Source organism: Halanaerobium saccharolyticum (assembly GCF_003053565.1).
GTDB lineage: Bacteria > Bacillota > Halanaerobiia > Halanaerobiales > Halanaerobiaceae > Halanaerobium > Halanaerobium saccharolyticum_B.
The window spans coordinates 40,938-61,246 of sequence record NZ_QAXS01000010.1; the positions used below are offsets into that span (position 1 = coordinate 40,938).

Sequence of the window (20,309 nt, forward strand, 5' to 3'; positions counted from 1 at the left end):
CAGCTTCTTATTTGAATTCATCAATTAAGAATTTCAGATCATCAACTTCAACATCACGCTCAACTAAGGCTTTATCCTCTAAGTAAGGCATTCGATCCCTGAAGGTCGGCTTTTCTTCTCTGTAGATAATTCCAATTGGAATTTTATCTCCAAATTCCTGAGCTACCTTCATTGCAGCTGCGTGGTCAGTTGGATCATGATCTTCTAATTTATAGACTCGTTTATTGTACCACTGATAGGTATTAATTTTATTAAAGGAAACACAGGGCTGGAAAATATCAATTAAAGCATAACCCTTGTGCTTTTTAGCTTCTCGAATCATTTCTTTAAGGTGCTCCCGGTCACCAACACTACTGCGGGCAACAAAGCTGGCCTTCATTCCAACTGCAAATTGAACTGGATTTAAGGGCTCAGCGTTAACTCCATGAGTCTGAACTGGAGTTCTCAGCTCCGGCACACTTGTTGGAGAAGCCTGGCCTTTGGTTAAACCATAAATCTGGTTGTCGTGGACCAGATGAATAATATCCGGATTCCTTCTTATATTGTGCAGAATATGATTTCCACCCTCACCATAACTGCAGCCATCTCCAGATTCAACAATTACTGTCATCTTAGGATTGGCAACTCTCATTCCGATTGCAGGTGGTAGTGAGCGTCCGTGCAGTCCATTGAAACCATTAACTTTAATATAATGAGGCATCTTAGCTGCCTGTCCGATTCCGGTATACATTGTAACTTCTTCCGGTTTTAAATCCATCTCAGCTAAAGCATCAGCCAGAGCGGTTCTTAAAGGAAAGTTACCACAGCCCGGACACCAGGCAGTTTCGCGGTCAGCTTGATAAATATTTTTATCTACCATTATTTACTCACCTCTTCTTTAAATCTTCTGTAGATTTCCTGACCTGAGAAAGGTCTTCCATCATCTTTTAAGATATTGTAGTCTGCTTTGATTCCTGTTTCACTGCGTACAAGTCTGTCAAATTGAGCACCAGCATTATTTTCTACAAAGACCAATTTAGCATCTGTTGCTGCCAGCTCTTCTAATTTTTTAGTCGGCAGCGGCCAGAGATCATTAAATTCTAAATGTCCTACATTATATTCATCAGAAAGAATCTTTCTTCCTTCTCTAAGTGGACCGGCAGTTGAACCCCAGCCAACTAAAATATAATCAGGCGCTTCTGGACCTGTATATTCTGGCTCCAGCAGATCTTCTGCTGCTAATTTTTTCATCTTTTTAGTTCTTTTGGCAACCATCTTATCTCTTGTTTCTCCGTCTTCTACAATATGAGCATATTCGTCATGCTCATCACTGTCTAATAAAACTATATTATCTTTAAGCTGGCCCGGATAGGCGCGGGGAGAAATTCCATCTTCAGTATATTTATAGCGCTTATACTCTCCTTCTACCTCTGCCGGATCAACTAAATGTCTTTCAATTTTCATCTCAGATGTATCTATTACTGGAATAGTTTTAGAACCATCACCAATAAACTGATCGGAAAGAATAATTACTGGAATCTGATATTTATCAGCCAGATTCATCGCTCTAAAGGTCTGATAAACTGCATCTTCCTGATCCTTGGGCGCTAAAACCATCAGTGGAAACTCATCCTGAGCAATATTAACTGCAAAAAGCAGATCTCCCTGACCGGTTCTGGTAGGTAAACCTGTGGCCGGGCCCGGACGCTGTACATCGGCAATTACAATTGGGGTCTCTGTAATTCCAGCCAGTCCAACTCCTTCAGCCATTAGAGCCAGGCCTCCACCTGAGGTACCTGTCATCGAGCGCATGCCTGCATAGGAACCACCAAGTGCCATATTAATCGAGGCAATCTCATCTTCAGACTGCTCAACAACTATGCCCAGTTCTTCCTGTTTACCGGCTACATAATGTAAGATACCAGTTGAAGGTGACATCGGATAGGCTGTATAGTAACTTAAGCCACCAAGTAAAGCACCTAAACCAACTGCACTGTTACCGTCAATCACCATTCTATCTTCTTTTTTACCGAGGTCTTTAAGATTATATAATTGATCTACTGCTTCATAACCTTTTTTAAGTAATTCAAGATTGTCATCAATAACTGATTCTTTTTTAGCAAAGTGTTCTTTTACTGCTTCTTCAGCCTGATCTGTAGGCAGTCCCATAATTTTAAAAGCAGCACCAACATAGACAGTATTGACCGCTCGGGGGTTAACCTCTTTCGCCATTCCCCTGGCATCAATATATACCATCTCATCCTTATCTGATTCAACTTCAGAAAGAATTGTTCCATCTTCATTCATTTCTGAACGGTGAATCTCTACACTTTCGTCATTTAAAGCTAAAAGTAAATCTATTCCCTCATCCGGTCCTTCTACTTTTTGATCACTTATTCTGATCTGCATAAAGTTATGGCCACCTCTAACACGTGACATATAATCTTTAGTGCTGTATAAGTAATAACCGTGACGGGAAAAAGTTTTGGTCAGCATTGCTTCTACTGTTTTTAAACCCTGACCTGCTTCTCCAGCAATTACAATGTTAAAATCCAATCTTATTACCTCCTTTGCGAATTCCCAAATCTTATTTTCTCTTTTTAACAAAACTTGAGTTATACTCTCTGTCTAATATATATTATTCAAGAGAGAGCTGGTAAATCCTGCTTGCGAATGGAAATATTTTGGCTTGATTTTAGAAAGATTTTGATTTATCTAATACTAAAAATAATTATTGTTACTGACAACAAAAAGCTCTCGGTTAAAATAATTTTAACTGAGAGCCCTCTAAAAAATCTCATATTTTATTATTAATTAAAATCATTCGGCCTTTGTTGACTAAATTCAAAATGAAAATTCATCGCTTTTATAATTCTTTCTACAGCCTTACCATCCCCATAGGGGTTGACAGCTGCCGCATGTTTATTATACTCCCTGCTGTCAGTTAGTAATTTATAAGCCTGCTGATAAATATCATCATACTCAGTTCCAACTTTAAGCACTGTTCCAGCTTCTACAGCCTCCGGTCTTTCGGTTGTATCTCTTAAGACTAATACCGGTTTACCGAGTGAAGGCGCTTCTTCCTGAATCCCACCGGAATCGGTAAGCACCAGGTTAACTCTGGCCATCAAATTGGCAAAGGGTAAATAATCAAGCGGCTCAATTAAATGGATCTGATTATTCTCTGCCAGCATTTTTTTACTCAGCTCTCGAATCACCGGATTTAGATGGACTGGAAAAATAACTTCTAAATCTGAAATCTGCTCTGTTAAGTCTCTCACCGCTCTAAAGATATTTTCCATCGGCTGGCCTAAATTCTCCCGGCGGTGAGCTGTCAGCAGTATTACTTTTTTCTCTGCAAAATTAATCTTTTTAAGCAGCTGATTTTCAAACTGATAATCCTCATCTACCACAGAAAGCAGAGCATCAATAACAGTATTTCCGGTCACAAAAATTTTATCTTCTGCAGTGTTTTCCAGCAGCAAATTAGCTTTTGCTTTGCTGGTAGGGGCAAAATTGAGGTCAGCCAGCACTCCTGTCAGCTGTCTGTTCATCTCCTCTGGAAAGGGTGAATATTTATTATGAGTCCTTAAGCCTGCCTCCACATGAGCAATATCTATCTGATTGTAAAAAGCAGTCAGGGCTCCAATAAAGGTGGAGGAAGTATCTCCATGGACCAGTAAAAGATCGGGTTTTTCTTCACTCAAAATGCCATCCAGTTTGTTAATTATTCTGGCAGAAAGGCCGCTTAAAGTCTGCCTGTCCTGCATGATATCCAGATCATAATCAGCTTCCAGTTTAAAAAGTTCCATCACCTGATCCAGCATTTCTCTGTGCTGAGCAGTTACTGTAATTATTAATTTATAGTTTTCATTTTTCTTAACTGCCTTCAGGAGAGGCGCCATCTTAATTGCTTCCGGTCTGGTCCCAAAAACAGCCATGATTTTTTTCTGCATCTTAACCATCTTTAATACCCCATATCTTTTAGAATTCTTGCCAGCACCGATAACCTCTCACCAATCAGTTCACTGTCATTTCGCAGTGCCTGATCAAAAAGTTTAATATCTTCTTCCAGATTTTCATTATCTTCTGCAACTGCAACTGTCATTGCATCACCCTGGAGACCAACTCTGTCCAGCTGTGGATTTTCCTGGTCATATAAATTCTCGTAGCGGTAAGCTTCTCTAAAATGCTTGGAAGTCCTGGCAACTAAAATTGCAAGGTCAAGCACCCGATGTAGGGGTAACTCCTCTGACTGCCTGGACCATTTATTTCCTGTATGGCGCCAGACTTTGGCGGAAATATCTACTTTACCGCGGTCATTCCACTGAGCTAAACCTAAAGAAAGTCCTTTAGCATCAGAATCATAAGCATTCCTGCCGTCAATATTTTCGTAATTCTCACAGACTATTACCGGCTTGTGTTTTAAACTTGTTGGTATTTTCATTTTCAGACCTCCATTTTATTTACTAGTTTAGTAAATTACTAAATTACTACTTAAGTATAATCCCCTTTTTGCTTTCTGTCAAGACTCTAAAAAAAATAAAAACTGCAGTCATTTAAACTGCAGCAAAAAATTTTATTCTAATTTATAATTCTGGCTGCTGCCCGGTCTTTCAATCAGGTGCTTCCAGTATTTTTTGGGCATAAACTGCTGCTGAACTTTTCTGTTCTTTCGATTTTGAATACTAACTGCAGAGAAAAATGCCCGCCAGAGATCCTGAACTTCTGCTTCTCTGCTTGAAAGTTGCGGCTCAAATCCCTTTTCTAAATCAATTAAAAGCCACTCCTTATCCTCAGCAGAATAAATTACAGCTTCCTCTCGTTTGTGATCATGGATTATCCAGTCCATAGTTGAAAACCTACTTTTGAAATGCGGTGCCAGCAAAATTAGAGTTTTATAGTCAGGTTCAACTGCTGCATAATATTTACCTCCGACAGCCTCCTTAAGTCTGATCAAACCCTTTAAGCGGTGACTCTCATGCCTCACCCTGTGGGCCAGATCGTGAACCTGGCGGATAAAATCTTTAGTTAAAAGTTCGTCCACACTTTTACCAACCTTAAAACCGGTAAATAAATAACGAAAGATATATAATTCCATTTTTTCTGCTTCCGACAGATAACAGTAGAAAATATTGTTCAGCGCCTGAGCTGAAATATGCTTTTTAATCTGTCCGGCAAAAAAAATCTGATTTTTCCTGATCAGTAATAATTTTTTTCTTTTGATAAAATAAATCATCACGAAATTCTGATTCAGCCAAAATTTTAACTGGTGCCTCTCTATTTTTGAAAGCAGTATAAAGAGATGTCATTAACCCCTGATAGCTGCCGTCATAAATATATACTTTTTTTGAATCATTACTGCTATCCATTCTCATCAAACCTTTTTTAGATTGATATCCTCAAAAATAACTTAATTAACTAAATCTAAATCCCATTCTTTTTCCTGGCTCTGATCGGCGCTGAATAAGGACAGCTGTTCACTTTCCTTTTCAGCCAGCCGGTTGTAAATAACCTCGCTCTCAAAAGGAACTGCGGCTGCATACTTGCCGTCACAGGTGATAAAGAAATTTGCCCGCTTTAAAACAATTCTCATCTTTTTTAAGTTATAATGGCTTAAAGTCTTTTCTTTTCTGGCCTTTACAATTTTAGCAGCTGAGCGGAGTCCAATCCCTGGAACTCTAAGCAGTATCTCATAATCAGCAGTGTTGACTTCTACCGGAAATTTATCCAGATTGTTTAAGGCCCAGTCAGCTTTGGGATCAATTTTTAAATCAAAATTTTCTCTGCCGGGAGTTAACAATTCTCCCGCCTTAAAACCGTAAAATCTCAATAACCAGTCTGCCTGATAGAGCCGGTGCTCGCGTTTTAGTGGTGGTCCTGGTAAAGCAGGTAAAAGTGAAGAATTATTAACCGGTAAATAGGCCGAATAATATACCCGCTTTAAATTAAAATGGTCATATAAGCCTTCTGATAAAGAAATAATCTGCCTGTCTGATTCGGGGCTGGCCCCTACAATCAGCTGAGTTGACTGACCGGCCGGCACAAATTTATCTTTCAGCTTATATTTCTTGCGCTCTATAATATTATTTTCTATTCCCTCTCCGATCCCCTTCATCGGAGCTAAAATTCCTGCTTTTTTCTTCTGGGGAGCCAGCTTTTCCAGGCTGCTTTCGCTGGGCAGCTCAATATTGACACTCATCCGATCCACCAGCAGTCCCGCCTGATAAATCAGTTTAAAATCAGCGCCCGGAATTGCTTTAAGATGAATATATCCCTGATAATTATGTTTGTTGCGCAGAAGCTGCACAGTTTTTAGAAGCTGCTCCATGGTCCAGTCGGGATCTCTATTAACCGCTGAACTCAAAAACAGACCTTCAATATAGTTGCGCTTATAAAAATCAACAGTCAGCTGGGCCACCTCTTCCGGAGTAAAAGAAGCACGCGGTCGATCATTGCTGGCCCTATTTACACAGTACTGACAGTCATAGATGCAGTAGTTAGTAAATAAAATTTTGAGCAGGGAAACACAGCGGCCATCATCAGTCCAGCTGTGGCAGATTCCGCCTGCGGCAGTATTGCCAAGACTCGAGCTGTCACCACGCCCACTGCTGCCGCTTGAAGAACAGGAAACATCATATTTAGCTGCGTCACTTAAAATTTCAAGTTTTTTCTGAAGATCCATCTTTTTTTCCTTTCTTAATCTCTTTTCATTTCACGATTTAATTTCTTATCAAAAGAAAAGACATCAAATTTTTTAATCTGATTATAAGAATATAAAATACAATCTACAAAATCCAAGTTAACCTCTTTATATTTTTTTAAAGAATTAATTATGAGTTCTTCTTCTTTTATATTAATATTATCATAGTCAATTAATTCCAATATGGTATTTGATATTTTATTTTTATCAAGATTATATACTCCTTCTAGTACATAAACAACTTCAGCTATCACTTCAGATAAAAGCAAAATATTTTCAGATTCAATAATTTGAGCAGCTTTTTTTGACATATCTTTAGAATCATTCATAAAATATCTTAAAATCACATTTGCATCAATTATCAGCATTTTTTTCACTCACCGCATTTCTCCATGCATTCTCCTCTTTTTTAATTAAATAAGGATTGGCATATTCCTCAAAAATGCCAAATAATTTTTTTTCTTTTTGTGATTTCTCATCTGTCTCGACCTCATTTTCGATCGGAAGAATAATAATTTCTACTCTTTTATGTTTTAATTCGTCAGGAATATTAATGATTGTCTCTAAAATTTCACTATCTATTATTTTTCTAATATATTCCATTATTTCTCCCTCCTTTATTAAATTTTCCTATTTTTAGTATACTACATTTAAGTAATTAAATCATAAATTATATTAAATTTTGAGGTTTATGGCTCTCCTCTGTCTGACTAAAAGGAGTTAGGAAAACTCCTGCCCCTCATAATTAGACAGTTTCAAATAAATGATTACATCGAAATAGCTTTAAATAATCCATAATAGGGAATTAGTTTTTTGCTGTTTAATAATCTTAACCCAGTAATTAAAAATAACAAAATATACGTTAAATGAAGATTGTATTACTATTGATATCTTTAATTACATTATACTATACTTACACAATTTTTTCAAACAAATGTTTGTCGAGGAAGTAAAAAAAATACCGCCCGCTAAAATTATTCAGCAGACGGTAGTTTAGATTCTATATTATTTAGATTTGATTTACTTTAAGACAACAGCTGCTTCTGGACCATTAACTCTAAAGGTAAAGGTTTCAAGGAAGAATAATTCTACCTCATCACCATTTCTATCTTCATATCCTAGAGAAATGTCCTGACCAACTGTTAATTCAAAGTCTCCACCGCGCTCGGAAATTAATAGACCTCTGTTGCCGAGATCAGGTACTAAGACAGCACCATTATCAACCATTTCTTCAACCTTACGCTTTAGTGGATAACCTTTATCATCTAATTCATAAAGCAGAGAATAAAGTTCAGGTCCTAAGAGTAAACGCTTGGATCCACCAACACTATTTTCTTCAAATAAGGTTAGCGCTCTCAAGAGACCAGAAATCAGTTCTTTTTCGCCACCGGAAACACTAACTTCATCATATTCTGAAGCCTCAACAATACCTTCAATTCCTACTTCATCAAGACCATAGAATACAGCTTTATTTTCAGCTTTAGCCAGTTTAGAAGCAGCATCAACTAAATCATCTGTGTCAACATCTTCTGCTCCTCTAGCCAGCGCTTCTATCTCACTGAGCTTCATTGTAAATGGAACTTTTAATTCTACTAAAGGTAGAACCTCTCTGGTGGAATAAGTTACACCTTCCACATCTTCAATTCCTACCGGACTAAAGCGGCCGGTGTTTATTGAAGAAAGTTCTAAGCCTTTAGGTCCCAGAAAATCAACTTCCTTACGAGCCTTTAATTTCTGGCTCAGTACGTCAGTTGCCTCTTCATCTAAGAAATTCCAGGCTTCTGCTGCAAATGGTGCTAAAGAGCGTTTTAAAATATCCATTTATTCTCCTCCTCTCATACTGCCTAAACCAAGTGATTTGCTGGAAGCAGGCGCTTCTTCTCCGCCGCCTTCTCCACCTTCTTCACCTTCACCCTCTTCTTCTATTTCAGTTATTTTTGCTGTTTGAAAAAGGAAAGTTCTTAACATTTCATCCCAGACAGGATTTTTACGGCGCAACCATTCTAGACCCATACAGGCATGTTCAATCTCTTCGTCACGGTTATGTTCTACAATTGCCTGAACATCGGGATCATTTGTTGCTTCAGCACGCTGATTATACCAATCAACGGCTTCTAACTCCTCAATTACACTTTTGATAACACGATGATAATCAATCGCTTCTTCAGATAATTTTTCCTCTGGTTCATGATATTCGCTCATAAATCTAACCTCCCTTAAATTTTAATACCTAAATTTAAACGGAAAATTGATATTCATTTTCAAATTAATTATATCTTCATTTTCTGCTGAAGTCAAATTTTAACTTTGTCGAAAAATGTTGATAAACCCTGTCCTGATAGTATTTAAAAAGTGAGCTTCACAGATTTAATCCAATTCTAATCAGGCATTGAGAGACCCATCGCCAAGGTCTAAAGCAGCTTCGTGAACAACTTCTGCTGTTGTCGGATGAGCATGAATGGTCTCCCTCAAGTTTTCTGCAGTTAGACCAAGATTTACCGCCAGAGTCAGTTCGGCAATCAAATCACTGGCTTCAATTCCAATCAGAGCCGCTCCAATAATTTTATCACTTTCTTTTTCAGTAATCAGCTTAATTTTACCTTCTCTTTCGCCCATGGCCATAACTTTACCGCTGGCTGCAAAGGGGAAACTACCGACCTCATAATCTATGCCTTTTTCTTTCGCTTCTTCTTCACTCAAACCAACTGTTCCAATTTCAGGTGAAGTAAAAATAGCACCAGGTACAGCCTGATAATCCATCTTTTTATCCATTCCCATTATATTTTCTACCGCAATAACTCCCTGATGAGAAGCTACATGAGCCAGCAGAATTTTATCTGTCACATCACCAACCGCATAAATCCCCGGAACATTTGTCTCCATTTTTTCATTTACCTGAACTGCCCTTCTTTTTTCAGAAAGATTCACCCCTACATTTTCCAGATTAAGGCCCTCAGTATATGGTCGGCGGCCGACTGCCATCAGAACTTTTTCGGCTGCAGCGGTTTTTTCTTTTCCTTTCTGCTGGTAGACTACCTCAAAAGCATCAGCCTGCTTTCTGATTTCTTTGACCTCAGCAGAAGTTTTAACACTTATCCGGCGGCGGCGGGCAGAGCGGTTTAGTTCAGAAGCAATTTCAGAATCGACTCCGCTTACCAGCTGATCTAAGTATTCAACTACTGTTACATCAACCCCAAAATTGCGGAAGATAAAAGCAAATTCCATCCCAATTATTCCACCACCAACAATAACCATTGATTCCGGCAGTTCATTCAGATCAAGGGCAGAGCGGCTGTCTAAAATCCCGTCCAGATCCGCACCCGGAATTGGAAGAGCAGCAGTTTCAGACCCGGTCGCTATAATAATATTCTCAGCTTCAATTTCTATAGTTTCCGCTTCTTTTTCTATTTTTATTTTGTTCTGATCAATAAATGATGCCCTGCCGTCGATTCGATCTATGTTTTTTTTGCCGAGCAGATGATCAATCCCTCTTACCAGCCGCTTAACTATTTTATCTTTTCTTTTTACAACTGCTGGGAAATCGAGCTCAGCCTTTTCTACCTTAATTCCAAAATCTTCAGCATTCTGAATATCGGCAAAAACCTCTGCCGAACGAACAAAAGCTTTGGTTGGGATACAGCCCCAGTTCAAGCAGGTCCCTCCCAGAGCTTCTTTCTCGATTAAAACAGTATCCGCACCCAGCTGACCGGCTCTTAAAGCGGCTGTATAGCCTCCGGGCCCACTTCCTATGATTGCAATTTTATATTTTTTGTCTGCCATTTTTTCAGCTCCTTTTATTTTTAAATTATTATTATTGTCTATTTTAATTGCTCTAATTTATCAATCATTTTGATAGATATAATCTCTCGTCAGGGGGAGATCAGTATTTTTACCTTTTGAGAAAAGCAGCTGGTGGACTGAAGTTGAGGCAAACCTAAAAGTAAATACAGCCCCCATTAAAAAAGTCTGCCACATGCGATAAAAATGATCATCAAACTTTTCTTTAACTGCCTGACTGACCTCTTCGTAATTATCAAGCCATCTTTCTGCAGTCAGTGAATAATGATAGCCAATATCCTCGACATCGACAAGATGAAAGTTTTTTTCGGGCAGCTCCCAGACTATTTCTCTCAGGGACGGAATATAGCCCCAGGGGAAAATATATTTCTGCAGCCAGGGATGAGTTGGCTTTTCTTTTAAGTGAGTAATACTGTGCAGCAGTGAAAGCCCCCTGTTTTTTAACATCTTATCTACAGCTTCAAAATATTGGGGGATATTATCTTTACCCACATGTTCAAACATTCCTACACTTACTATTTTATCAAATTTTTGTTCTTCCTCAGCCAGCCTGCGGTAGTCCTGTCTTCTGATTTCTATCTTATCAGCCAGACCTGCCTCAGCGGCTCTCTTTTTGGCTTCTATCTCCTGTTCCTTACTCAAAGTAATCCCCATTACACCTACTCCATATTTTTCAGCAGCACGCAGGGCAAGTGAACCCCAACCGCAGCCAATATCGAGCAGTCTTTCGCCCGGTTTTAAATTTAATTTCTTCAAAACATGGTCAAGTTTCTGCAGCTGTGCTTTTTTAAGCTCATCATTTTCATCTTTAAAATAAGCACAGGAATAGGTCATTGTCTCATCCTGCCAGAGTTTAAAGAAATCATTGCCGAGATCATAATGTTTTCTAACTCCTTCTTCCTCTTCTGCCAGCGAATCAGAAGTTTGAAAGTTGAGCGGCTGATCAACTTTATATTTTTTAATTTCTTCCATCAGCTCGAAAACATTGTCACCTGCTGTTTCAATCAGATTTTTGATATCACCTTCAAAATTGATTTTTTCTTCCATATAGGCTTCTGCAAGTTTAAGCTGTGGACTTTTTCTAATTTCATTTAAACTTAATTTTTCTGAGAAAATTATTTTAAATGCAGGTTTAGACTTAAGTTCTGAATTAAAAACTTGAGTTTCTCCGTCCCAGTATTCAATTTCAAATTTTTGCCCGTCAACTCTTTTAAAAACAGCATTCAGAATTTTCTTTGTCAGCATCTTTATAACCTCCTCTTGCCTGTTTTTGAGTTATAAATCAATCTCTAAGTTTTTACAGTAATTATAACCGAGATCATATAATTCCTGACTGTATTTAGTATTTAAAATATTATACTTTTCTATCCCTGTCGGCTCAATATAAATATCTGCCTTTTCTCTCAGTTCCATGGCATTAACAACTTTCTTCAGCTGAAAGGTTCTGACAGCAATATCTGTAATACTCTCCATTTTTTCTTCTAAATTTACCGGCATTACATTGACAGCGATCAGTTTATCACATTTATTAATTAGTGGGTTAACCGGAAGATTTTCAAATAAGCCGCCGTCAACATAGAGATCTCCGTTAATTTCAACTGGAGAAAAGAGCACAGGGATTGAAGAAGAAGCCTGAATAATCTTCACTAACTCCCCACTGCTGAAATATTCCATTCTCGCTTTTTCAATATTTGCTGCACCAACATAAAATGGAATTTTTAATTCTTCAAAAGTCTTAGCTCCGAGTGATTTTTCTAAGTTTTCTGTCATATTATCTAAGGTAAAAATACCTCGGTCTGGAATACTCAGCTTGGCGAAATCAAAGAAATCATTTTCATTAATTAATTCCATCACCTCTGCTGGACTTTTTCCGGCTGCAATAAAAGAACCCACAATAGCCCCGGCACTGACTCCTGCCAGCAGATCTGGCTCAATCCCCTTTTCTTTTAAGGCCTGCAGAACTCCTAAATGAGCAAAACCCTTAACTCCTCCCCCGGATAAGGCAATTCCTATCTTTGGTGCCATAAAATCATCCTCTCTTTATATTTATCTAATAAAATTAAATTTTTAAAAAATTACTGGCTAAAAGAGCTTCCTAATATCTTCAACTGCATAATCTAAATCAGAGACTAAACTGGTAAAAATATTCATTATATTTTCCAGCTGCTGATAAAGCTCAGGATCAGCTAGTTTACGATTTTCCCGCGGCTCTTCTACCCTGATTTCTTTTAGGATCCCCTTTTTTTCGGCTGCTAGAATATAAATTCTGTCAGCAAGCAGGAGGGCTTCTTCCGGATCATGGGTGATCAAAAAAATTGAGATTCCACTTTCTCGCTGAATTAAACTGATCAGTTTTCTTAAATTAACCCTGGTTTTCATATCTAAGGATTTAAACGGCTCATCTAAAAACACTAAATCTGGCTTTACTGCAAAGGCTCTGATCAATTCAAGCCGCTGCTGCATTCCTCCCGATAATTCATGCGGGTAGGAATCCTTAAAATCTTCCAGTCCGGATAATTTAAAAAGTAAGTTTCTGAGTTTCTCTTCTTTTTCCAGACCATAATTTTTTTGAACAAAAATTAAATTTTCTGCAGCTGTTTTCCAGGGTAAAAGTCGTGGGCTTTGAAAAACATAAGCAAAACGAGGCCTGTTCTTTTTAATTATCTGCCCCGAATCTGCTGCCTCGAGCCCGGCTGCAATACGAAAGAGGGTTGTTTTACCGCTGCCTGAAGGTCCTAAAAGACAGCAAATTTCTCCCTGGTTGATTTCCAAATTCAAATTCTGCAGTACCTTTAAATCCTGAAATGATTTATTGATATTATTGAGTTCTAAAATTTTTTCTTGATCAGTCATTTTTCCACCTGCTGACATGAGCTTTTAATTTTTCTAAAAGATAGTATTCCACAAAAAGCATAAACAGTACTAAAACTATGGTCCAGGCAAAAAGGCGGTCTGTTGCCATCATAGAATTAGCCCGACTGAGCTGATAACCGATCCCACTCGAGGAAGCAATAAACTCTGCAAAAACTGATGACTTCCAGGCAAAGGCAAAAGCTACACTTAAAGCAGAAACCAGAGCCGGGAGTAGTGAAGGTAAATATATCTCCTTTAAAATTCTTAAGCGTGGGGTTGAATAGGCCTTCGCCATCTCAATTAGATCGGTATTCATCTCCTCCAGCCCCTGAAAGATATTAACGAAAATCACAGGCAGCGAAACGGTGAAAATCAAAAATATTGGTGTCAGATCATCAGCTACACCAAACCAGACAACAGCCAGTGAAACCCAGACAACTGGTGGGGTAGCCTGAATAATTGTAATCAGGGGTCGAAATGTCCGCTGCAGCAGAGAGAAGCGGTGCAGTAGAAGTGCCAGAATTATTCCAGCCAGCACCGCAGCCCCATAGGCAATAAGTGTTCTTCTTAAAGTTATGATAAAGCTTTTAACTAAAATTCCTGAAACTGCAATTTCTTTTAAAGCCTGATAACTTTCTCCAATCGAGGGCAGGATGAGGCTGTTTAAGCCGGCCGCACCCCTTTCCCAGATCAGAAAAATTACTATTAATAAGAGCCAGAATGGTTTAGTAATAAAATTCTTCATCGGGCAGACTTCCACCTAATAAGTCTGGATACATCTCCAAAATCTCACCAAAGTAGAGTTCTGTCAACTCACGGCTTTCTGCTTCAGAATAAATATTTAAGTTAACTCTGCTATATGACTTTTTCAAAACAGGTGCCGGCATCTCAAAATTTTTGGAAGCAAGCTGAGCTGCTGCTTCTGGATTGTTATTTACCCATTCCACACCCTGTTTATAATAACCATTAATTATATTTGTAAACTGGGGATTTTCTTCGGCAAAATTTCCATTTACAAAAAGTGCTACAAAAGGAATTCTCTCATCACCATGAATTTTAGCCCACTCTTTTTGAATATCCATTGATAGTTCTGCGCTTTCTCTATTAGCCAGGCTGACAGTTGCCAGCGGCTCAGGGAGAATAATAGCATCAAGCTCTCCAGCCATAAATAACTGAGCAGCACCAGGCAGGGCTCTATAAACCAGGTTGAGATCGGTTTCTGGATCAAGTCCATTTTCTGAGGCCAGATAGCGGGCCAGAAAATCCAGCGGACCTCCCTGCAGCGGCAGTGCCAGATCTTTTCCTTTTAAATCTTCCCAGCTTTCTGCTTTAAAACCATCGGTCAGCAGATAATCAATCGCCCAGGTATTAACATTAAGCATCTTTATATTAATTCCTCGATTATAGGCATTAGCACCAAGATTAGAACCAGTAACTAAAAAGTCTATATCATTCTGGGCCAGCAGTGAAATACCGCGCTGATGATCAGAAGACAGATTAATATTTAGGTCAACTGCCTCCGGTAATTCAGCTTCTTCCTGCATCCATAAAAATGGAAGTGCAGCTGGAACAGTAGGTGTCTGAATATTTATTTCCCTGGCAGCAGCAGGTAATACTGCTAAAGCCATAATACTTACTAATAAAATTAATGTTAATAATCTCTTTTTCTTTAACATAAATTATTCCTCCTGTATTTTCGTTTATGTTTATTTGTGCTCATTTATGTGCACGCACCGTGAACCTGTCGGTTTTTATGTTTTTTTGTCTAAAACACCCTATTTTCGACTAATTGTGACATAAATCGGGTGGTTCCCGGTGCATGTACATTAATCGTTTAAAAGGCCCTGAATAATTACATCAGAAGCTTCTTCTTCATCTAAGCCGTGTGCCATCAGAGTCTGCAGCTGGGTGCTGTCTACACTACCAATTGCTGCCTCATGAGTCACCTTTGCCTCAGGATGGCGGACATCTACTATTGGAATTGCCCGCGCAACTGCCTGATCCTTAATAATCTCAGTACAGTCCACATGTCCCATCGCATCTGCCGCATCTGCTGTCAGCTCATTGTAAATTTCAGCTTCTGCCTGATCCTTTATAGCAATCTTAGAATCCAGAATTCCTCTGGCTGACTCACCATTTAAATGAGCTGCCTCCCGTATTTTAATCAGGTCATCTTTTTGACCGCTGATCCGGGCCAGCATTTCAACAGTTCCATGCTCTGCTATCTCAGCTTCATAATCAAAATCAATTTTTCCAACTCTACCTTTAAGCAGATCAAATTTGGTCACCAGTTTTCCGTAGGCTTCAACATTAATATCAGATTTAGCAATTACTTCTACCCCACCATTATCTCCGTGAAAATGGTGCTCCTTATAAATGTAGCTGCCGCCTTCACCAATATTAATCACCGCATCCATGATATGCTGAACTTTAACAGCGTTGGGAAATACACAGTCAGCTCTTACTTCTACCTGGGCATCTTTTTGGATATCAACATTCATATCTATAATTTGCTTGCCTTCTTTAGGCAGAACTCCAAAACACATATGCACCGGGTTTTTGATTTTATATCCTTCTCTGACAGTAACCTTAACCCGTACTTTATTAGCTTCGACTTTATCAGCTTCAACTTCCAGTCCTTCAACAGCATGCATACCGAGAATTCTGTCCTGTTCTAAAACAACATGTGCTACTTCACTGTCAGAAAAAATATCATCCCCACCTGCATCTTTGTAGGCATCGACCATCATTTCGTAGTCATTCATCAGCTGGCCACCTCCGTCTCACAGTCTTCTTCTTTGGCACAGGGGAAACAGAATGATTTAAAATATTCGCTGATATCTGCTGGGTCACCCTGACGAATGATTTCTCCTTCACAGACTAAGGCAGCCTTATCTGCATACTGCAGCATCTCCTCAGAATGAGTTATTAAAAGCAGGCCGCTGCCTGAATCCTTAAAATACTTAATCATATCTGCAATATTATTTAAAGCAACTATATCAACTCCAGAATCCGGTTCATCTAAAATTATCAGCTCCGGATGCATTAAAATTAAGGAAGCCAGCTCAATCCGTTTTCTTTCTCCTCCACTCAAACTTTTATCGACAAAGCGGTTTAAATACTGATAAGGACTGATTGCCACCTTATTTAAGGCATCCCGCAGCTTTTCTTCTGTTACTTCTTCACCTTTGCTTCTTAAACCTAATGCTAAAAACTCTCTCACAGTTACTCCCTGATAGCGGGCAGGTTCCTGCCAGGCTAGGGTGATTCCTTTTTTTGCTCTCTGATTAATTTTCAGGTCATTAATTTTTTCACCCTTATAAAGAATTTCTCCTTTTTGCGGGTGGTAATTATTAATCCCCATCAGAGTGTAGGCCAGTGTTGATTTCCCACAGCCATTTGGTCCAATTAAGGCAAATACTTCTCCTTTTTCCAGGGAAAATTCCATCCCTCTTAAAATTTCTGCATCTTCAATTTTTAAATGCAGGTCTTTAACTTCTAATAATTTCGACATCATATTCCTCCTGTGAATTTATTTGCTTTTTATTCCATTCCTAAAAATTCATTAATTTTATCTGCATGATAACCGGGTATAATCAAATGATGATTACCAATCGCATCATTTAAGAAATAGTCCGAACTCTGCGGCAGCGATATTTTAAGCTGAGTCCTGCAGGCGTTGGGAGAATCCATATTTTCAATAATTTCTCCTTCTGCCACAAAATACTGCTCCAGTCCGGCTCCACCAATCTTAAATACTGTAACCGGCCCCTCTTCTAAAATACCCTGAATTCCAACTCCAATACCAGTTTCAAAGTGAGAGCGGATAATATAATCCTTGCTGATATCTGTAGCTACAGTGCAGTGGGCAAAAAGAATCTCATCATTCTTTTTATCTATTGCCGCCGGGTTAGCCATAAAGGGCATCTGACCGGTTAACTGATGGGCTAAAAACATGGTGAAAGCAGCCGGAACATCACCCTCACAGCCAGCAACCAGTCCTTCATTATTTAAAAGGGCCAGGGCCAGGCAGCCGGTGGTATTTAATTCCATTACAATATCAAAACAGCGAATTGTCAGTGCATCTAAGTCATTAGCATAAATTACTTCTTTTAAAGCCAGATAAATTTTTGCAGCCTCAACCAGGTCAGCTTCATTGCTCTCCACAATTTCTGCAGCATTTTCTAAGAAATCAGCTGCTATCCTTTTAGCCTTAGCAGAATCGACCTGCTCCAGAGCCTGATAAACTTCCTCAAGTTCGACATCCACAAATTCAGTCCCCCAGTGGTGAGCAGCATGCTGATAATCAACCTGACTTCCGATCAGCCAGTCTGAAGGCTTGCCAATAACTCCAAGTCTTGCCTCAGCAATTCGGTCCCTTACCTGCTTATAGGCAGCAAGTTCTTCAATTTCTCCAACCAAATCTTCCATTTCTCCGTGCAGAATTTTACCATCCAGACCTTCAGCATTCAAAAAGCTCAATATTTCTAAAGCTGCCGGAAGCGAATTATGCAGCTCAGTCGCTAATAGGTAGGCCGGCTGGGGCAGATACTCAACATTTTCTGCAAAAATACTTTCTGAGCCCCCTGATTTAATAAAATTGATTGTTAAATCATATTCACCAAAATCAGTGAAGGGAATCTCATCAACCCTTATTTCTTCCAGTTCAAAGTTATCATTTAATACCTTATACTTATCCTCTAAAGTCTCATCTATTCTATCTTCATCATGAATCTCAGACAGAATAGAAACCAGTGCTATTTTCATTTTATTACCTCCAGCTTAGATAAATGTTTTTTAATTTAAGTTCTAAGTTTACTCTACATCTATTATATTTAATCTATATGCTTTAAGCAAACAAAAGTGAAAATTTCTACTGGCTGTGATTTTTTTATCAATTATCAACAAGAAAAAGACCGCCCTTAAAGACGGCCTCAATCCTTTTTTGATTGTCTAATCCCTAAACAGTTAACATAGCTGAAATTTTTTGATATTTTTTCTTACCAATTCCTTTAACTTTAGTTAACTCAGATTTCTTTTTGAAATCTCCATTTTCTTCCCGGTAGACAACTATTCTTTCCGCATAGGCATTACCAATACCCGGGAGTTCTGCCAGTTCCGAAACTGAAGCCTGGTTGATATTAATCTGTTTTTTCTTTTTAGGTCCCGGCTTCTTTTTGGCAGCCTCAGCTTTTTTAGCCTTAGGTCTGGCTGCTTTGCTTTCTTTACTTTCAGGTTGATAAACCTTGATCTCAAACTCTGAGTCTCCAACAGGCTTAGACTTCTTTTCTCCAGCCCCTGTCAGCTGGTTATAAAGTTTGGAATATTTCTTGGCTGAATTATGCCAGCTGTAGTCAAGATCCATCACCCGATTGACCAACTTGTTCCAGACTCCCTTCTGATCATAGAAGGAAACTGCTCTTTCAATTGTATGCAGCATATCGTGGGCATTATAATTGTCGAAGCTGAAACCTGTGCCTTCTCCAGTTTCTTCATTATAAGGAATTACAGTATCATTTAAACCGCCGGTTTCCCTAACAACCGGAATTGTACCATAACGGAAACTAATCAGCTGACTTAAACCACAGGGTTCAAAACGTGAGGGCATTAAGAACATGTCACTACCTGCATAAATCTGATCTGCCAGCTGAGCATCATATTTAATATTTACAGAAAGATTATCCGGATATTCATGCTGTTTGGCTTCAAAAAATTCCTCATATTCTCTCTGTCCTGTCCCCAGAATCAAAAACTGAGCTCCGGTTGCCATAATCTCATCAAAAACAGTCCTTACCAGATCCAGTCCCTTCTGTTCAACCATTCGCGAAATAAATCCGATAAGTGGTTTATCACCGTTTACTTCCAGCCCAAGTTTCTGCTGAATATGAACCTTATTGGCCAGTTTTTTGTCAATCTCACCTTTTGAAAAGCGCACTGCCAGGTTCTTATTTGTCTTGGGATCAAACTTCTCATAGCTGATACCGTTTAAAATACCGCTTAAGTCGTCTCCGCGCATTCTTAGAGCATAATCAAGTCCTTCACCATAATACGAGGTCTGTATTTCATTTGCATAACTTTCACTTACTGTTGTAACATGATCAGCATACACAATCCCTGTCTTCATATAGTTTAAAAGACCATTGTGTCTGATATTTCCACTTTCCCAGTGGTGTGGTGCCACTCCCAAAACATCCCCGGCTGAATGGCCGGCAAACTGTCCCTGATATTTAAGATTATGAATAGTAAAGACAGTTTTAATATCCTGATAATAACTCTGCTGACGATAACGGTCGGCAAAAAGCAGTGGTAGTGGACCTGTCTGCCAGTCATTGGCGTGAATAATGTCCGGCTTAAAACCAATTACAGGCAGCATATCTAAAACAGCCTGTGAGAAAAATGCAAACTGCTCATGCTTATCTTCATTTTCATAGATTGAATCGCGATCAAAATAATATCTATTGTCTATAAAATAAACTGGAACTCCATCCTCTTCCAGTCTGTTAACACCTAAATATGTATCTCTCCAGGCTAACTTTGTTCTAAAATGGCAGACTGATTCCATTCTTTCTTTATATTCTTCCGGAATCTGCCTGTACTGTGGAATAACCAGCCTTACATCATGGCCTTCTTCTCTGAGAGCCTGTGGTAATGAACCAGCTACATCAGCCAGCCCCCCAGTTTTAATAAATGGGTCCGCCTCTGAAGCAACAAATAAAATTTTCTTTTTTTCTTTTTTCATGGAGCCACCTCCTGTGATTATAAAAAATGATTCTAGCTACTGTCTGCTTATTTACAAAATCAACTAAATTATATTCTTATCCTTAGTTTAATAAAAGTCAAGAATAATGTCAACTAAATCGTTTTTTTAGGAAATAGTAATAATTTGACAGATATCAGCTGATTAATTAAAGGAAATTTAGAGGAAATAGAGAATAAATACAATACAACAGCAGATTTATAAATACTTAAAATAAAT

General features: G+C 38.7%; 21 protein-coding genes. All 21 read right to left on the reverse strand.

Going from position 1 to position 20,309, the window contains the following annotated elements:
• Positions 1-7 precede the first annotated feature (7 nt).
• Positions 8-859: a thiamine pyrophosphate-dependent enzyme gene (locus C8C76_RS05840; protein WP_108139558.1), complete on the reverse strand. Its 852-nt coding sequence runs from the start codon at positions 857-859 to the stop codon at positions 8-10.
• On the reverse strand, positions 859-2,535 hold the full coding sequence (locus C8C76_RS05845; RefSeq protein ID WP_108139560.1) for a 2-oxoacid:acceptor oxidoreductase subunit alpha: 1,677 nt from the start codon (positions 2,533-2,535) through the stop codon (positions 859-861). The genes C8C76_RS05840 and C8C76_RS05845 overlap by 1 nt, the downstream gene beginning before the upstream one ends.
• Positions 2,536-2,789: 254 nt before the next feature.
• Entirely contained in the window at positions 2,790-3,935 is a 1,146-nt protein-coding gene (gene wecB / locus C8C76_RS05850; protein WP_108139624.1) for a non-hydrolyzing UDP-N-acetylglucosamine 2-epimerase, read from the reverse strand.
• Positions 3,936-3,946: 11 nt separating this feature from the next.
• Positions 3,947-4,426 carry a DUF6530 family protein gene (locus C8C76_RS05855; RefSeq protein ID WP_108139562.1) on the reverse strand — a complete coding sequence of 160 codons (480 nt, stop codon included), beginning with the start codon at positions 4,424-4,426 and terminating at the stop codon, positions 3,947-3,949.
• A 132-nt stretch (positions 4,427-4,558) separates the two neighbouring features.
• On the reverse strand, positions 4,559-5,218 hold the full coding sequence (locus C8C76_RS05860) for a TIGR03915 family putative DNA repair protein (protein WP_258222428.1): 660 nt from the start codon (positions 5,216-5,218) through the stop codon (positions 4,559-4,561).
• Positions 5,145-5,351 (reverse strand): hypothetical protein, encoded by a 207-nt coding sequence (locus tag C8C76_RS15335; protein ID WP_258222429.1) that lies wholly within the window; start codon positions 5,349-5,351, stop codon positions 5,145-5,147. Before C8C76_RS15335 ends, C8C76_RS05860 begins: the two co-directional genes overlap by 74 nt.
• A 41-nt stretch (positions 5,352-5,392) precedes the next feature.
• Positions 5,393-6,664: a putative DNA modification/repair radical SAM protein gene (locus tag C8C76_RS05865; protein ID WP_108139564.1), complete on the reverse strand. Its 1,272-nt coding sequence runs from the start codon at positions 6,662-6,664 to the stop codon at positions 5,393-5,395.
• A gap of 14 nt (positions 6,665-6,678) precedes the next feature.
• Positions 6,679-7,050, reverse strand: coding sequence for a PIN domain-containing protein (locus C8C76_RS05870; protein WP_108139626.1), 372 nt, complete (start codon positions 7,048-7,050; stop codon positions 6,679-6,681).
• On the reverse strand, positions 7,037-7,285 hold the full coding sequence (locus C8C76_RS05875; protein ID WP_108139566.1) for a hypothetical protein: 249 nt from the start codon (positions 7,283-7,285) through the stop codon (positions 7,037-7,039). Before C8C76_RS05875 ends, C8C76_RS05870 begins: the two co-directional genes overlap by 14 nt.
• Before the next feature lie 417 nt (positions 7,286-7,702).
• Positions 7,703-8,503, reverse strand: coding sequence for a family 1 encapsulin nanocompartment shell protein (locus tag C8C76_RS05880; RefSeq protein WP_108139568.1), 801 nt, complete (start codon positions 8,501-8,503; stop codon positions 7,703-7,705).
• Positions 8,504-8,884, reverse strand: a complete 381-nt coding sequence (locus tag C8C76_RS05885) for an encapsulin-associated ferritin-like protein (RefSeq protein ID WP_108139570.1) — start codon at positions 8,882-8,884, stop codon at positions 8,504-8,506. It lies immediately after the preceding gene.
• Between the two features lie 180 nt (positions 8,885-9,064).
• The gene (lpdA, locus tag C8C76_RS05890) at positions 9,065-10,462 is read right to left on the reverse strand and encodes a dihydrolipoyl dehydrogenase (protein WP_108139572.1); all 1,398 of its coding nucleotides are present in this window, start codon (positions 10,460-10,462) and stop codon (positions 9,065-9,067) included.
• Between the two features lie 60 nt (positions 10,463-10,522).
• Complete coding sequence (locus tag C8C76_RS05895; protein ID WP_108139574.1) at positions 10,523-11,725, reverse strand: SAM-dependent methyltransferase; 1,203 nt, start codon at positions 11,723-11,725, stop codon at positions 10,523-10,525.
• Positions 11,726-11,755: 30 nt separating this feature from the next.
• Entirely contained in the window at positions 11,756-12,505 is a 750-nt protein-coding gene (locus tag C8C76_RS05900; protein ID WP_108139578.1) for a patatin-like phospholipase family protein, read from the reverse strand.
• Positions 12,506-12,562: 57 nt separating this feature from the next.
• On the reverse strand, positions 12,563-13,333 hold the full coding sequence (locus tag C8C76_RS05905) for an ABC transporter ATP-binding protein (RefSeq protein ID WP_108139580.1): 771 nt from the start codon (positions 13,331-13,333) through the stop codon (positions 12,563-12,565).
• Positions 13,326-14,078 carry an ABC transporter permease gene (locus C8C76_RS05910; protein WP_108139582.1) on the reverse strand — a complete coding sequence of 251 codons (753 nt, stop codon included), beginning with the start codon at positions 14,076-14,078 and terminating at the stop codon, positions 13,326-13,328. The genes C8C76_RS05905 and C8C76_RS05910 overlap by 8 nt, the downstream gene beginning before the upstream one ends.
• The gene (locus tag C8C76_RS05915) at positions 14,059-15,009 is read right to left on the reverse strand and encodes an ABC transporter substrate-binding protein (protein ID WP_108139584.1); all 951 of its coding nucleotides are present in this window, start codon (positions 15,007-15,009) and stop codon (positions 14,059-14,061) included. Before C8C76_RS05915 ends, C8C76_RS05910 begins: the two co-directional genes overlap by 20 nt.
• A gap of 150 nt (positions 15,010-15,159) precedes the next feature.
• Positions 15,160-16,098, reverse strand: a complete 939-nt coding sequence (locus C8C76_RS05920; protein ID WP_108139586.1) for a SufD family Fe-S cluster assembly protein — start codon at positions 16,096-16,098, stop codon at positions 15,160-15,162.
• Entirely contained in the window at positions 16,098-16,847 is a 750-nt protein-coding gene (locus tag C8C76_RS05925; RefSeq protein ID WP_108139588.1) for an ABC transporter ATP-binding protein, read from the reverse strand. Before C8C76_RS05925 ends, C8C76_RS05920 begins: the two co-directional genes overlap by 1 nt.
• A gap of 29 nt (positions 16,848-16,876) precedes the next feature.
• Entirely contained in the window at positions 16,877-18,100 is a 1,224-nt protein-coding gene (locus C8C76_RS05930) for a fucose isomerase (RefSeq protein ID WP_108139590.1), read from the reverse strand.
• Positions 18,101-18,293: 193 nt separating this feature from the next.
• Positions 18,294-20,072 (reverse strand): glycogen synthase GlgA, encoded by a 1,779-nt coding sequence (gene glgA, locus C8C76_RS05935; protein ID WP_108139592.1) that lies wholly within the window; start codon positions 20,070-20,072, stop codon positions 18,294-18,296.
• Between the last annotated feature and the right edge of the window lie 237 nt (positions 20,073-20,309).

What these genes read in the sequence shown, in the direction of transcription:
- C8C76_RS05840 (WP_108139558.1), bottom strand. Translation starts at nt 859, where the DNA reads ATGGTAGATAAAAATATTTATCAAGCTGACCGCGAAACTGCCTGGTGT.
- wecB (WP_108139624.1), bottom strand. Translation starts at nt 3,935, where the DNA reads ATGCAGAAAAAAATCATGGCTGTTTTTGGGACCAGACCGGAAGCAATT.
- C8C76_RS05855 (WP_108139562.1), bottom strand. Translation starts at nt 4,426, where the DNA reads ATGAAAATACCAACAAGTTTAAAACACAAGCCGGTAATAGTCTGTGAG.
- C8C76_RS05860 (WP_258222428.1), bottom strand. Translation starts at nt 5,218, where the DNA reads ATGATTTATTTTATCAAAAGAAAAAAATTATTACTGATCAGGAAAAAT.
- C8C76_RS15335 (WP_258222429.1), bottom strand. Translation starts at nt 5,351, where the DNA reads ATGGATAGCAGTAATGATTCAAAAAAAGTATATATTTATGACGGCAGC.
- C8C76_RS05865 (WP_108139564.1), bottom strand. Translation starts at nt 6,664, where the DNA reads ATGGATCTTCAGAAAAAACTTGAAATTTTAAGTGACGCAGCTAAATAT.
- C8C76_RS05870 (WP_108139626.1), bottom strand. Translation starts at nt 7,050, where the DNA reads ATGCTGATAATTGATGCAAATGTGATTTTAAGATATTTTATGAATGAT.
- C8C76_RS05875 (WP_108139566.1), bottom strand. Translation starts at nt 7,285, where the DNA reads ATGGAATATATTAGAAAAATAATAGATAGTGAAATTTTAGAGACAATC.
- C8C76_RS05880 (WP_108139568.1), bottom strand. Translation starts at nt 8,503, where the DNA reads ATGGATATTTTAAAACGCTCTTTAGCACCATTTGCAGCAGAAGCCTGG.
- C8C76_RS05885 (WP_108139570.1), bottom strand. Translation starts at nt 8,884, where the DNA reads ATGAGCGAATATCATGAACCAGAGGAAAAATTATCTGAAGAAGCGATT.
- lpdA (WP_108139572.1), bottom strand. Translation starts at nt 10,462, where the DNA reads ATGGCAGACAAAAAATATAAAATTGCAATCATAGGAAGTGGGCCCGGA.
- C8C76_RS05895 (WP_108139574.1), bottom strand. Translation starts at nt 11,725, where the DNA reads ATGCTGACAAAGAAAATTCTGAATGCTGTTTTTAAAAGAGTTGACGGG.
- C8C76_RS05900 (WP_108139578.1), bottom strand. Translation starts at nt 12,505, where the DNA reads ATGGCACCAAAGATAGGAATTGCCTTATCCGGGGGAGGAGTTAAGGGT.
- C8C76_RS05905 (WP_108139580.1), bottom strand. Translation starts at nt 13,333, where the DNA reads ATGACTGATCAAGAAAAAATTTTAGAACTCAATAATATCAATAAATCA.
- C8C76_RS05910 (WP_108139582.1), bottom strand. Translation starts at nt 14,078, where the DNA reads ATGAAGAATTTTATTACTAAACCATTCTGGCTCTTATTAATAGTAATT.
- C8C76_RS05915 (WP_108139584.1), bottom strand. Translation starts at nt 15,009, where the DNA reads ATGTTAAAGAAAAAGAGATTATTAACATTAATTTTATTAGTAAGTATT.
- C8C76_RS05920 (WP_108139586.1), bottom strand. Translation starts at nt 16,098, where the DNA reads ATGAATGACTACGAAATGATGGTCGATGCCTACAAAGATGCAGGTGGG.
- C8C76_RS05925 (WP_108139588.1), bottom strand. Translation starts at nt 16,847, where the DNA reads ATGTCGAAATTATTAGAAGTTAAAGACCTGCATTTAAAAATTGAAGAT.
- C8C76_RS05930 (WP_108139590.1), bottom strand. Translation starts at nt 18,100, where the DNA reads ATGAAAATAGCACTGGTTTCTATTCTGTCTGAGATTCATGATGAAGAT.
- glgA (WP_108139592.1), bottom strand. Translation starts at nt 20,072, where the DNA reads ATGAAAAAAGAAAAAAAGAAAATTTTATTTGTTGCTTCAGAGGCGGAC.